The sequence below is a fragment of the Candidatus Omnitrophota bacterium genome (assembly GCA_041653595.1).
GTDB lineage: Bacteria > Omnitrophota > Gorgyraeia > Pluralincolimonadales > Pluralincolimonadaceae > Pluralincolimonas.
In genome coordinates this window covers 93,414-107,367 of the sequence record JBAZFB010000002.1, presented here as the reverse complement: position 1 = coordinate 107,367, position 13,954 = coordinate 93,414, and the positions used below count along the sequence as shown (strand labels likewise).

The window sequence follows — 13,954 nt, the reverse complement described above, 5'->3', positions numbered from 1 at the left end:
CGCTTAATATTTTCTTACTATGTTGACGAGCTTTCCTATGATGCTGAAATCTTTATGTATCGGAGGATACTTTTTATTCGCTGCTTCCAGGAACGGCTTGCCGGCGCCTATCTTTAGCTTTTTCAGGGTAACTTCGTTATTATCCAGCAACGCGGCGATGATGTCGCCATTATCGGCCGTCTTCTGTTTCCTGATGACCGCTATGTCGCCGTCCATAATGCCCGCGTCGATCATGCTTTCGCCTTTTACTTTCAAGGCAAAGGTGTTCTCCCTGGCGATCTCTACGTAACCCTCGGTATCTTCATAGGCCAATTTCGGCTGCCCAGCCGCAATACTACTGATTATAGGTATCTTATTCGGGCTATCTAATAATTCTATAGCGCGGGATTTATTGTTGGTGCGTTTCAGGTAGCCCTTTTTCTGGAGTGCCGCAAGGTAATCTCTAACCGTCCCGGTCGATGAAACACCTATCTCCCCTGCTATCTCCCTTATGGTCGGAGGCAGTCTCTCCCCCACTCTCTCACGGATAAATTTCAGGACCTTCTCTTGTTTGGCGGTTAATTCTACATGGGGTTTCATAGGCAGGAATATACCACACATTTGTGTGGATGTCAAGATCCCAGAAATATGGCGGTTTTCAGAGGTTTTCCTTCACGAGTCTTAACTATTTATAGCCTGAAAGAATAATATTAACAGCCAATATTCTTCGCATAAACCGCCTCTCAATAAAAAAGGCAACTCCCCTTTTGAGAGCTGCCTTCTGATTAAGCTAGTGATTTATTTCTTAAAATTACCTTACGGTTTCTTTTCTTCTATTGTCTTATTTTTTATAGCAATGATGTTGATAGGGGGTAACAAAAGATGAGGTAACGGCGTTCTGGATGTTATATTGCTTATGATTTCTCTAGCGAAAGGCATCATTAAAGCGGGGGCATTTACCTTGGCAAATTGCTCTAAGCTCATATTTTCTGCCCCTTCAATAATTTCAAACAGCCCGGTTAATTCAACCTGGAATTTATCGTAAAGTTCTATGGCAATGGTGCATATTAGAGAGTTTCCCTCAATTTTGTGGCTGTCTAAAAAACTGAAGTTATATTTGAATTCTTTAGGCGGTACTTCAGGTAACTCAAAGCGTAATTTTGAAAGGAAAACCCTAACAAATCTTATTCCCGGTTGTTTGGTAGCTTCCATTAAGCAGCCTCCGAATAAAAATCTCCATGAAATATCGGTAATGAAGGAATTTTATTGCCGCCAGAAGCATTGACTGAATTCCATAGAGACCTTTTCTCGTCCTTCCTCTCGTCTTTTTTAGTTACGACATCCTCCACCTCGGGAAGATCAATAATCGCTCTAAGAACATCTCTACCTAACCATCCTAAATTTTTTATAACTTCCATCTCAATTCTTTTCTTTTCTTTTAATAGCTCAAGGCAGAGTTCCTCATCAGAGAAAGCGGCCAGGTATTCCTTGACTTCTTTAGTTAGCTGTTCTCTTGAAATATTCTCTTTCATAATTCCTCCCATTCTATTTTAATGTCTTTAACCATTTCTTCGTTTCGCAAGGAATACATTGTCGTGAGACGGCTTTCCTTCTGTTGCTTCAAGTAGTAAGTACTACAAACAGCGCTTATTTCTATTCCATGTTTAGAGCTAAGAATATCTTTAATAATTTTCTCAATTATTAGACCTATAAATTGATGTAATCTCCCCGTATTCCCCTTACATGCCTTATGAGCCTTTTCTTTAAGAATATCATATAACTCATTATAAATAAAGAGGAGATCTCCTAAATTTGCTACGATTTTCAGGACGGAGATCTTCTCTTCTCCAAACTTTTCCCTTGCCCAAATTTTACTTGCATTAATATCATATATATAACAATAGAAACCATAACCCATATAACCAATTTCGCTCCCTATTTTTATTTTGGTATTTTTCTGAATTTCGTGGGCAAGAAATTTAGAAGTTCCATGATACAAATGGCGACAAATTCCCGCATCACGCTGAACAGCTTCCTTGAGTAAAGCTTCATCAATTTCTGGAGTTTCAGTTATTTCTTCTTCAAGCATATCTTGATTTTACCATAGCAATTAGGCCGGTGCCATACAAATTTGGGTGCCCAAAAAGTACCTACAAGTCTCACTAATAGACACCTAGCTGCATTAATTTAAATAAATAAATGTCCTCTGGCCTATTCATCTATTGTTCCAAATAAATATGTTTACATCCTGTTTTTACCTCAAGACAAATATCGTCTAAAATTTTGTGCAAAGAAGCATGTATTTCTTTTGACTTAGGATTCAATACAAAATCATTAACCTCGTCAAATAAACTGCTTTTAATCTTTATGCGAATTCCATCATCTGCTAAAACTCCATATTTTACTGCAGTTTCTACACATCTACTCGCACTAATTCCTCCGCTACATTTTGTCTGAATTAGAAATTTTTTAGGTAATTTAAACTCTCTGTCTTTTCTAGCAAGTTTTTCTAAAACTCTTTTAAGATTTATTACTGCTTGACAAGGTTCTTTACTCTCAGGAATAACTTTTGTTCTTTCGTAAAGATATTCACGAATTTCTTTTAAATCAAAACGTTCCTTTTTCTCATCAACTATAGAATCTAGAATGGCCCCTTTAATTAATGCTCCCGTAAGAACACATTTTGAACTAAAAAACGCATTTCTAAAATAACAGCGACTAAAATTAGCATTCTCTAAATTACAGCCCTCAAATCTGGTCGAATCTAGTTTAGAGAACTGGAATTCAAAGCCACGCATATCAATATTTTTAAAAGTTAATCCAGTAAGATTTCTATTGGATAACATATCTTTAATTATTTTCTGAGCATTCTGTGGATCAATGTATAGAATAAATTTTAAAACGTTGCGGAATCCATATGCAGAGTCGCCCGGAGAGGAATGAAATGTTAAAATTTCAGCCTTAATCTTCTCCCAATTAAAACCTATAACTTGAGAATTCTTAATCAAGCAACGTAAAATAAAAGAATCGTCTTCGATTTCTTTGATGTCAAAGATCTTAACATTACATTTTTCCAAATGTTCTGAAAACTCCAGTCCCAACAAATAATCTCTAACGATATCATGCATAATGTCAAAATCTTCCCCCACCTGGGTTAAAAGAGCATGCCTTTGCAAACAACTAATCTGATTCGTCTTCACAGTTTCCTGAACACCTGATAATTCAATTTCGGCATATTCTATCAAAATATCTTTTAGAATCTTCCCATTTATAAAACTTTCTTCTGCGAGCTCTTTGAAAAATTCCAGCTGTTTCTTCACGGGGAAAATATCTTTATCAAGGTCCTTACTAAATTCCCTCTCACATAATTTTTCAGTTGCATATTTAACTAGTTCACATTCGTCATAAAAAATTTGCATTTCGTGGTTATTTTTTAAATCAGCAATTAAACTACAATAATACGGTACGTTACAAATTTCATTTAAAGGGCCTGATTTGGTGAGATCCTTCTTGAAATTATCTATTTCATCTTTACTTATAGTTAGATTTTTTTCAAAATATGCTATTTTCTCCTCTTTCCCCCATTCACTCAATTCATAAATTTTTATCCATTTATCATAATCTTGTAAATATTCTTTTAGTTCTGGCAAAGTACTAAGAACAGGCTTACGGATAGCAATAACAATTTGAGGGGCCTTTGCATCTCCAGATACTATGTAATCTTCGAGTAACGCAAAAATGAGCTCTTCAGGTATTCTTAAAATTAATTCTTCTAAACCATCGAGTAACCAGATCGCAAGATTATTTTTTACCATGAATTTGAAAGTATTTTCATTAATAACTCCATATTCATACTCTTCACCGATAAAATTATTGATTAGACTGTCCAAATCTTTGGCTTGTCTTATATGCCCAGGCAACATGAGCAAAGGTCTTCTGCTTATCACCTGCTCCTGCTTATCCTTAATGAATTTCTCATTCATTTTTGTATATAATGTTTCCATCAATACGGTTTTCCCATAGCCGGCTGGAGCAATTATTATTCTTAAGCAGGGATTTTCTGATTCCTCAATTTCATCTAAAAGATCCATTAATAAATCATTCTTCTTGATCACAGTACCTATTTTGTACGGCTGGCCTATCCTTTCTGTTTCATATTCCCTTGCCCGTTCTTCCAATTGTTTTAAAGGAGTTGTTTTCTTATCAACAGAAAACTCTCTATCAAAAAACCAAACTGGAACCTGATATTTAAAACTATGTTTCTTTACTTCTTCAAGAACGTCGCCTGCTAATGAGGTTAGGGAGAGAAAAAACTTTCTTCCTGACTCTCCTCCGGAAATTCCCTTATATTTTGCATTTAAATCTCCCAGCCTTGAGTCAATATATCCTTCGTCGCCCTTCGTATGAAAATATATTAATATCTCATCACTAACTCCCATACCCGTAGGTCGTGAAAAAAGAATAGAATTTTCGATTCCAGTTATTTTAAAATTGTAACCGTGAGTTTTAAGAAATGACTGGGTTAGGTCTTTAAGTTCGGCTATGTTCATTTTCCCCTCCTATTGACTAACTAAAAATTATAAGATTTTTGTTTATTTTACACCTTATATGGTTTTGGGACGTGCCACTATGGGACATTCCACTGAATTCATTCTACTCCAAACAAAAATCCTCTGCAACAGATATAATTGCAGAGGATTATGATTATTTTGACTTTATTCCACTAGGAAGCCGTCCTCTTTGACTCCAAAAAACCCACGCCAATCCGATAAAGATCACCGTCAAAACGATGCCGGATTCGCCTATCATATACTTGGACATCGGGCCTGTTTCGGTCGTAAGCGGGTCGAATAACCACTGGATGTAAAAGTTATGGCTTGCGTGCATCAGGACTGCCGGCCAGACACTGCCTGATTTCAGCCTTAGCCATCCGATCGCGAAGGTCATCGCGGTTATCGTGACCAGCAGGAGCAAAAGCTGGGGGCCCATCGGCATCTTTGCCAGGTATAAGCCGGTTATGATAAGCGGGAAATGCCAGACCGACCATACTATACCGGTGATCAGGCACGACGCCGTGAAGCCCTTGGACTTATACAGCTGGGGCAGCATGAACCCGCGCCAACCTATCTCCTCCCCTGCCGCATACACCACGCTTATTGCCGGGCCCAACACGATTAGCATAAACGCGTTAATACGGTAATCGTGGTTGATGCCGCCGAAGCCGGAGAGCCAGATGATCCCGTAAGCGACGGCCGCGTAGCAGATAGGCAGGAAATACCCCAATCCCAGCCAGCGCAGTTTGCCCGGTTTCCAGCCGATGCCGGAGAGGCTCCTTTCATATATGAGCGAGGTGGCCATGCCCGAGATCCCGGGACACCACATAAGGTATAAGATCAGGAAGGCCGGGTTCAGGCCTAAAGCTTTACTATTGATTATCAGGTAATAGCCGGCGGAGCTAAGAAGGAATGTGAGCGCTACGTAGGTGATGACCTTTTTCATTGCTACCTTTTGACACGTCACCTATTATTTACTTTTTTGTTGTTTGGCTGCAATATCCATCATAAATATTTCAAATGTTTTAACTATTTCTCCGCTTTTTGGATTTGAAATAGGAAGCTCTATAGTTATATCTTTTATATATAGCTTATCGCTTCCGCTATACACCCCAATGGCTATATAGCCGTGTCCAAATTTAGGAAAAGTTACTTTATAAAATAAATTTGTGCTTGGTATTTTTCCTGTCGTTTGAGGGGAACCCGTAGCCATACTAATAGTAAGCGCATTTTCAGCAACAGAATTTATATTTGAGAAATCTTTGGGCATTCCAAGTTTGTTTTGTATAAGTTCTCTTAAACCAGAAACTATCGCCTCTTTGTCGTTCTCTGTGTCTTTTGCGGTATTTTCTTTAGGGATATATAAATCATTGAATAAATTATTAAAGTCCGCGTTTTTAATTTTATTCATTGCCTGAGCAGAAAATGCTTCTAATTTTAAATCGACTGGTTGTTCAGAATTTTTAACTTTGGCACCGTTTATGGCTCTTACGCTAAAGTAATAACCCTGTCCTTCTACTAGATTCAATCCATAATGAGTTATCTCTGTATTTGTGCCGGCTGAAGTCCAGTCCACCACATCTCTTCCGCCGGGGAAAGTACCTATTGCGTATTGAAATTCACTTATACCAGATTCGGGATCTTCAGCAGTCCACGAGGCATGAAGACTATCCAGTGAATTAGAATATTCATCTGTTGTAACTATAGGAGTGGTCGGAGGGGTAGTATCGTTAATATCGATTTCTATATTGTAATTAACATTTTGCGAGACTTCACCTTTCTTATTGTCTCTAACCTGGCAGGTTATCTTACGGGTTAAAGTTGTCGTTGGAAGAGCTGTCCAGATAAAGCTTGAGGAAGTGCTCCAATCCTGCCCTACCTTATCATCGACTAAGAATCTGTATTCCAAGGGGTCATCGTCAGAATCTCGAGCATTGACGACTATATTCACGGCTGTCTTGGTAAAGAAGGTAGAATTATCCTGCGGTGTAATACTATTTATTAAGGGATTATGGGCATTAAAGACGATGCCGTCACTAGAACCTACTTCAGACCAGAGATTAACGCCGTTCTTGGTTTTAACGTTGAAGTAATAAGCCTTGTTATGAGTCAAAACGAGATCCGTACGGGTTACTTCCGTATCTTTACCCACTGAGGTCCATTCAACTATATCCGTTGCGCCTGGAGAAGTTCCGATAGAGTATTGGTTGTCTATTATTTCGCTTTCCGGACCTGCGGAGATCCAATAGGCATGAAGCCGGGACTCCGACACTAAATAATCACCGTCATCAAGGACTATCGGTTTAGTGGGTGGAAGGGTATCAACCACAGCCTTGGTATTGGAAGCTGAATAGGCGATGTTAAACACAAAGATCTGTGCCAATATAATAAGGGCATATATTAGTTTATTGTTAACAATTTTCATGGCGTATCCCCTTTTGACACGTCCCCTATTGCCCTTCACCAGACAAAGTTATTGATTGGGCGGCGGCACGACTTCATAGTAAACAGATATTATTTCTTAAGCCCGCCAAAAAATATTTCTTTTACCTTGGTAGGGCCAATCGCGCGGGCAAGTTCAATTGCTGCGCAGTAAAACAGGATCAGGACTGTGATCCATATTTCCCGCGACCAGAAAGCAGGCCAGACTACATCGGTTTTTAAATGCTCATAACCGGCAGCTATGCCGCCGTACTCATGCGACTGGCGGAGCAGTTCCATGATGAAAAGGAAGAAAGTTGTGATGATGCCAAAGACGACCGTCTTCAAAACAGTGTTCCACACAAGCGGCTTCTTCGGGTATAGATTAAGGAAAGGCAGTTTATCGGCTATCCAGGTCGCCTTTGCCACGACGAGCGCTCCGATCACTGCAATGGCTGTGGAATGGGCGGTTATGCCGTAGGCTTTGAGTGTCAGCGCCCTTGTCACGACGAGGATTTGGAACATTATAAGGAAGAATATAAATGCTGGCAGGACCTCAAGTAACCCTTTCTTAATACGAACAAAGATCTTATTCAAGAATCCGTCTCCCTAAGGTTTGCATGCGGGGAAATAATCCTAGAAGCTGTATCTTACATCCGCCCATCCCGTATGGGAAGTGAAGTCCTGTTTGTATTCGAAGTCGTAGTTGGCGTCAAAACTCCAGTTGCCTTTTGTGACCAGTGCAAGACGTCCTCCGACGTTTAAGGCGTTACGGGCGGGAGTAAAACCATTGGTGGCGAATGAGCCGCCGCCGCCTGAGAAGGTCGATGTGGTGGCCTGTTTGTCGGTTATGGCGTCGTAGAGCCACTTGACATGCACCTCCGGGATCATCCTGCCGTAGCTGACATCGAAGGAACGGTCGAGTTTTGCGCCCAGGCCTGTCTCGAGCAGGTCATAATCCTGGCTTGCCACGCTTAAGTTCAATGCATCGGCGCCTGTCTCGGTGTAGCTCTGGATGTGCAGGTGGATGTATTGAAGTGAGGCTATCGGGGTTATATTGACTTGTTTGGTCTTGAAGGTATAACCGCCGTCAAAGAGTACGGAGTACTGTTGACCTCTATAGCTGGAGTTGGCTATCCTTCTAATTGCGCCTACATCGATATTTCTCTTGCCGCGGTAGGTATTATAGGCAAAGGAGAATGCGCCGTTTATGTAGTAGGGCTTATCGCGGTCTATGTAGCCGCCGTAGAAGGCCGACTGGTAGCTGTTGATATTGGTTGCGCCGCTGTTATCTTTAGAGTTTATGTCGGATGCCGCGTAGCCGCCGCTAACGCCTAAGCGGGCCCTGTCGTTAAAGATCGGGAGGTCTCCTCCGATGGCCGTGCCCCAGATGGTGGCGTGGTAGCCGTTACTTATGCCGCGAGGGTCCTGGTGGGCGTATTCACCGAATCCCCTGCCCCAGGCTTCAAAGCCGCTTGATCCCTTGCTTCCGGTAGAGACGCCGGTCTCTTCATTATGCGCCTGGACGAAGAGCCCCTCTAACCTGTCGGTAGAGGTCCCGATGAACTGGATGATTGAGGTATTGCTGGTATTAGTCACACCGTTGTCTACAGTGGGGGTGACGGTATCAAGGGCTGAGGCTGTTTGGGAATTGCTCAGTCCTTCAAGCGTATTTAAGACGGTCGTCATGTCGGTTGACGGGGTCGTAATATTATCGAGCGTAGCGCCAACGGCAGAAGAATTAGAATTTGTGCCTAAGCTGGAGAAACCGCTTGCGGAGCGGTCTACAGTTAAAATAAGGTCGCCGTTTAAGCTTAAACCTGAGAACTTCAGGCGGGGATCGCTTGATGTGATCGTGCCGGGGACATTTACCCCGGCGCCGCCTGAGCCGTCTACTACCGTAAATGTGGTCTTACTTGCAATATAGGAGCCGCTAGCGACCGTCACATTGACGGTGCTCGTTGCGGCTACGGTCGCATTGGCATTAGATGTTATTTTACCCGATGAAGACGGGCTCGCGATGGTCAAATTAAAATTTGATCCGGCTTGCTGGGTATAGATGGCGTTAACGGTGACATTGGTCGTGCCGACATCGAGTGTAGCCCCATTTGCAACTGTAACTGCTGATCCGTTGCCGAGGGCGCTGGCGTTAGAGGCAACCACTGTGCCTGCATTTATCGCGGTAGCGCCGGAATAGGTATTGGCGCCGCTTAGGGTAAGCGTGCCCGCACCGGTCTTGGTCAGCGCTACAGTTGCACCAACACTATTAATGATTCCGGAAAAGGTGGTCGATGTGTTGTCTCCGCCTGCTGTCAATGTGGCAGGTACACCATCACTAGTTATTGTGCCGGCTCCCGCGAGCGAGCCTATCGTCTGGTTTCCGCCGGATAAATTCAGCGTCGCTCCGGTCGCAACTGTCACGGCTGAGCCCACGCCAAAGGCGACGTTGGCTATTCCGGCTCTGAGCATTCCGGCGTTGACTGTCGTGGCTCCGGTGTAAGTGTTCGCGCCACCTAAGTCAAGAATACCCGCGCCGGTCTTAGTCAGGTTGCCCCCACCGTCAATTATTCCGTCGAGGCTCAAGATCTGAGTTGCTGTATCGATCTGGAATGCACCGGTTCCGCCGGTGGTCATCGTGAAGGGCTTGGTACTGGTGGCGGTGTTGCCGGTGTATTGCAGTGTACCGGTATTGCCGCCGGCTGTCCCGAGGATTACGGCCAGCGCGCTGTTGCCCAGCGTACCGTTAGCGCTAACGTTATTGATCGTAGCGACTGCCAGTTTGCCGTCCTCCACGGTCAACCGTCCGCTGAAGGTGTTGGCGCCGGAAAGCGTTACTGTCCCGGCCGTTGTTTTAGTCAGGTCAACCGCGCCATCCAGAATGGCAGAGGCCGCGCCGCTCTGCATATCAAAATAGCCGCCAACTAAAGTCAACTTTTTCCCCGCCCCTGTAATGCTACCGGCGTTTACTAGTGAAAGAAGTGCGGTGCCGACAGTCCTGTCACCTGTCAAATCCAGGCTCGCGCTATCAACCGTCGTAATGAGAGAATAGAGATTAGCTCCCAGGGTTACTAAGCCGCCTCTGAAATTAATATTGACAAATTTGTTACCTGCCGTAGCAAGGTCCTGGCCGATCGTCGTTGACCCGAGATAAGTGATCGTACTTGAATTGGGCGTAGTCACGGTGATCGGGTTAGCGGTCGTAATGCTATACCCGGCTCCGACCGTAAGACTGCCGCCATTTCCTTTAAAAGCAAAATTTGTGGCTGTAACATTTCCGTTGATCGCGCTTGATCCCTGATACACGTCGACTTCAGCAAGGGCGTTGCCACCGCCGATATTGCCATTTATCGTTGCCGCCGTACCGCCGGTAGTTTGAAATTCCACTATACCGATCCCGGGATTTGAGGTTGTGATACTTCCGTTTAAAGTTATTCCCGGAGCCAATGAAAGGATTGCGCCGGCTGCCGGGTTTACAAAATTCGTTGTCGTAATATAATTTGAAGCCCCGTTGAGAGTGACTGTTCCTGCGGCTCCGTTTATATTCATCAAGTTAAGACTGCTGGAGGAGCTGCCGATGGCACCTCCGATCGAAGAAGCGCCGGCGAGGGACAATGTGCCGATGCTTCCCGAATTCAAAAACGTAATAGGCCCGGCAATATTCTGCCCGGTAAGTGTGGTTTGGTAAGTGCCTGTCGACGCTCCGGTGTAATAAGGCGCATCTAAAGCGTCGCCCCAGTTTACCGTATCACCTTGTATAATGGTGACCGTACCGGCAAAGGCCGGATTGGAGCCGGAAAGAATAAACAAAACAAACATGGCCGCATATAGCAAACTCGAAGATGATTCACGCCTTGATCCCTTTTTCATTTTTCCCCCCCTATTTAAGTTGTCTTATTATAGTAGTATACGGAATACGGGGATATGATACACCATTGGGGAGGGCCAGTCAATTTGAAACGAGGCGGGGTCTACTTCCTTTTCTTAAAGCCTAAACCGGATAATCCTGTGAGGCCGGTAAGCAAAAGAACGAGCGAGCTTGGTTCCGGTACAACGTCCAGGCTGACGTCATCGAAGTCTATATAGCTGCCGGCTGAAGCGACTGAGCAGCGCACCTTGGCATAAGCGGTATAACTTGGGGCAACCAGCCAGTCCGTTTCTATCTTATCGTATTGCTGGTCTCCCGGGATCCGCTGCCAGGAACGCTCCTGCTGGAAGGAAGTCGTGCCGGTAGCGTTATAAAAAGTTATGGAGATCGACGCGTCACCGCCGTCTTGCGGCATATACAGGAATGAAGAAAGTTTATAGGTGGCATTCGGCGTTAAATTGACGGTTTGGGTTATCCATCCATAGTTAGTTATCCTTGCCTCATACTGGCCCGTGTGAGGGTTTGCATTTGATACATTTTCAGAGCCAAAAACGTAGGGAGCCCATCCGCTGAAATTACCCGTCTCAAATCCCGGGTTGACCAGCAGATTGGCGCTTGCCGCCGCAGGGCTCATTAGCAGGATTGCGATTATTATTATGGTTGATTTTCTCATATTTTCATCACGTTTCGAAGATACTCTAATGTACCATTAATTGAGATTATTTCAAGAGGAATTTATTGCTATTTGGAGGGATTTTGGGGACGTGTCACTTTGGGACACTTTACTGACTTTATTTTACTCCTATTCTCACCGCTTTTGCTTGCGCAACTCGATCTCGCTGTGAAGCTGTTTACTGATGATCTTCTCTGTTTCCGCCTTTGTATTGGCGACCATGACAAGCTCTTCCTGCAGTCTTATGCATTCAGCGGCCTCTCTCTTGACTTCCCGCCACCTGCGCCAGGAGAAGATCGCGAAGCCGATGCTTAAAGTCAAAAGGAATGTTATGATCTCGTCAACGTAAGTTATCAAATGGGGATATTTATTGAACAAGCTTACGATAAACTCAAATACGTTAAAAAAATATGAGATGACCAATATGATGACGGTGATAACGATCAGCACCACCAGGTCTTTAAATGCGCTTGTGATCCGGACCGGGATGTTTGTGATGTCTTCGCACTTATTACACAATTCCGGGTCTTTTGAGGATGGCTTGATCTTGAAGATCGTGGCCGCTATGCATTCATACATAAACCCTTCCAGCGGGACCCTGCATTTCTTGCACCTTTTTATCACGCCTTATCCCCTTTCCTGACTTATGCGATGCTGGCGCTAAGGGCTTTCAGGGCTCCCTCGTAATCGGGCTCTGAGCCGAGTTCCTTGACGTATTCCACGTATGTGACCTTGCCGTCCTTGTCTACTATGAAGATCGCCCTGGCAAGCAGCCGCAATTCCTTTATCAGGACCCCGTAATTAAGCCCAAAATTCGCGTCCCTGTGGTCTGAGAGCGTCTTGACCTTATTTATCTCATATTCCTGGCAAAACCGCTTCTGGGCAAACGGCAAGTCCATGCTGATGAAAATTATTGCCACGTCCTTGGATATTTTTGAGGCTTCATCATTAAAGCGCTTGATCTGGAGGTCGCAGACAGGCGTATCCAAAGACGGCACCGATGCGATAAGCTTTATCTTGCCATTGAAGGCGTCAAGCCCTGTTTCGCTTAAATCCGCGGCCAATGCCTTAAAATCCGGCGCCTTCTGCCCGACCTTTACTTCCTCCCCCACTAAAGTTATCGGGTTTCCCTTGAATGTCACGATACCTTTACGTTCCATTTTGCCTATCCCCCTATTAACCTGTCCCCTTTTGACACGTCCCCTATATCAATGAGTTATCTTAATGGATTTCATTATGAGTTCAGCCCGTTTCAGGTATTTATCATAATTCTTCTTTTCGGCTGAATAAGTCAAGGTGAACGCCTTTGAATCCGTGATAAATGTGTATGACTTATATTTAAGGCTTCTAGTCTGGGCGCTGCCTGTATAAACCATAAAATAAGCATCCCTGCCGTCTATTTTAGCGTTGTTCTTTTCTATCAATTTAAAAGCCGGTATTATGCTTGGGGCATTCGTAAGCGAAATCGTCTCATACTCATTCAAACTCATCGGATTCTTAGCCAGGTCTTCGATATTGACACCGACGTTTTCTGTAAAACCGTCTGAGTTACCCTCGCGCGGAGACAAAAAGAATACCATCCCGCTTAATTCCCTGGCTTGCCAGGAAGAAGGATAATTTATCGCGAAATTGAAATAAGGGCTCATGTAAGTCCTTTGTTCTTCCGCGTTGCTGCCGGCAACCGGAGAAAACAAGGCGGCGCTTAAAACAAAAACAAAAAGTATTCTTTTCATCTCCACTCCTTTCGAGATCTACGGAGCCCTATTGCGAAGGCTCTTCCTTCGGATATTTTACCAATTCCAGGTCGTCCAGATAAACCGTCCCCTTGGGTATCCCGTATCCGCTCTTGAAGACGAAGACTATCTCGAGGATGCGGTTCCAGTCCTTGATGTTCGCAAATTTGATAAGCGGTATCGATATCTTCTGCCATTTTCCGGTGGCGGTCCTGTCGATATACGGATCGGCATCCACCATAGATGACCTGTCTACCCCCATCATATATACGCCGTCGCCGTCGGCATCCTCATGTACCTCTATCGTTAAGTCGGCTCCCCCCTTCGGGTCCTTGAATTGGAATTCCAGGAAATCGTGGCCGCGCAGGGCCGCAAAAGAGATTACCTCGACATTCCTGCCTTCGGCTTCGATATTCTTCTTGACGGTCAGCATAGTCCAGTAAAAAGCGAAACTCCCTCTCTTGGTAACGTCAAAATCAAGCTTGAGCGACGCGCCTTTGTCGCCGTACCTTTCTTTGGGGTCATCGGTAAATGACGGTATGCACTTGATCCCGGCTTCCTCATAGCCCTGCGCCTTACCGCCCAGCAAGTTGAACATCACTTTGCCGTCAAAATCATCTATCTTGAGGACACTGACCTGCATCTCTTCGCAAAAGACAGGGCCCGGCACCAAAAGCCCCGCCGCCAAAAGCAATAATAGGATCATCTTCTTAGAGCGCATATTTGTCCC

14 protein-coding genes are annotated in these 13,954 nt (G+C 44.3%); all 14 read right to left on the bottom strand.

Features of this window, described 5'->3' with window-relative positions:
• Nucleotides 1-3 precede the first annotated feature (3 nt).
• Nucleotides 4-579, bottom strand: a complete 576-nt coding sequence (gene lexA / locus WC317_01610) for a transcriptional repressor LexA (protein MFA5338829.1) — start codon at nucleotides 577-579, stop codon at nucleotides 4-6.
• Between the two features lie 216 nt (nucleotides 580-795).
• On the bottom strand, nucleotides 796-1,191 hold the full coding sequence (locus WC317_01605) for a protein-export chaperone SecB (protein ID MFA5338828.1): 396 nt from the start codon (nucleotides 1,189-1,191) through the stop codon (nucleotides 796-798).
• Nucleotides 1,191-1,511 carry a hypothetical protein gene (locus tag WC317_01600; GenBank protein ID MFA5338827.1) on the bottom strand — a complete coding sequence of 107 codons (321 nt, stop codon included), beginning with the start codon at nucleotides 1,509-1,511 and terminating at the stop codon, nucleotides 1,191-1,193. Before WC317_01600 ends, WC317_01605 begins: the two co-directional genes overlap by 1 nt.
• Nucleotides 1,508-2,068, bottom strand: a complete 561-nt coding sequence (locus WC317_01595; protein MFA5338826.1) for a hypothetical protein — start codon at nucleotides 2,066-2,068, stop codon at nucleotides 1,508-1,510. Before WC317_01595 ends, WC317_01600 begins: the two co-directional genes overlap by 4 nt.
• Before the next feature lie 130 nt (nucleotides 2,069-2,198).
• The gene (locus tag WC317_01590; protein MFA5338825.1) at nucleotides 2,199-4,529 is read right to left on the bottom strand and encodes a pentapeptide repeat-containing protein; all 2,331 of its coding nucleotides are present in this window, start codon (nucleotides 4,527-4,529) and stop codon (nucleotides 2,199-2,201) included.
• A gap of 154 nt (nucleotides 4,530-4,683) precedes the next feature.
• Entirely contained in the window at nucleotides 4,684-5,478 is a 795-nt protein-coding gene (locus WC317_01585) for a type II CAAX endopeptidase family protein (GenBank protein MFA5338824.1), read from the bottom strand.
• Nucleotides 5,479-5,502: 24 nt separating this feature from the next.
• The gene (locus WC317_01580) at nucleotides 5,503-6,957 is read right to left on the bottom strand and encodes a fibronectin type III domain-containing protein (GenBank protein MFA5338823.1); all 1,455 of its coding nucleotides are present in this window, start codon (nucleotides 6,955-6,957) and stop codon (nucleotides 5,503-5,505) included.
• Between the two features lie 89 nt (nucleotides 6,958-7,046).
• Nucleotides 7,047-7,550: a hypothetical protein gene (locus WC317_01575; GenBank protein MFA5338822.1), complete on the bottom strand. Its 504-nt coding sequence runs from the start codon at nucleotides 7,548-7,550 to the stop codon at nucleotides 7,047-7,049.
• Nucleotides 7,551-7,589: 39 nt separating this feature from the next.
• Entirely contained in the window at nucleotides 7,590-10,499 is a 2,910-nt protein-coding gene (locus WC317_01570; GenBank protein ID MFA5338821.1) for an autotransporter domain-containing protein, read from the bottom strand.
• A 422-nt stretch (nucleotides 10,500-10,921) separates the two neighbouring features.
• The gene (locus WC317_01565) at nucleotides 10,922-11,491 is read right to left on the bottom strand and encodes a carbohydrate binding domain-containing protein (protein ID MFA5338820.1); all 570 of its coding nucleotides are present in this window, start codon (nucleotides 11,489-11,491) and stop codon (nucleotides 10,922-10,924) included.
• A 135-nt stretch (nucleotides 11,492-11,626) separates the two neighbouring features.
• Entirely contained in the window at nucleotides 11,627-12,115 is a 489-nt protein-coding gene (locus tag WC317_01560) for a hypothetical protein (GenBank protein MFA5338819.1), read from the bottom strand.
• A 20-nt stretch (nucleotides 12,116-12,135) separates the two neighbouring features.
• Nucleotides 12,136-12,651: a thiol peroxidase gene (gene tpx, locus WC317_01555; GenBank protein MFA5338818.1), complete on the bottom strand. Its 516-nt coding sequence runs from the start codon at nucleotides 12,649-12,651 to the stop codon at nucleotides 12,136-12,138.
• A 48-nt stretch (nucleotides 12,652-12,699) separates the two neighbouring features.
• The gene (locus tag WC317_01550; GenBank protein MFA5338817.1) at nucleotides 12,700-13,224 is read right to left on the bottom strand and encodes a PsbP-related protein; all 525 of its coding nucleotides are present in this window, start codon (nucleotides 13,222-13,224) and stop codon (nucleotides 12,700-12,702) included.
• Between the two features lie 28 nt (nucleotides 13,225-13,252).
• A complete protein-coding gene (locus WC317_01545) occupies nucleotides 13,253-13,945 on the bottom strand; it encodes a hypothetical protein (GenBank protein MFA5338816.1) in 693 nt (230 codons plus the stop codon).
• Between the last annotated feature and the right edge of the window lie 9 nt (nucleotides 13,946-13,954).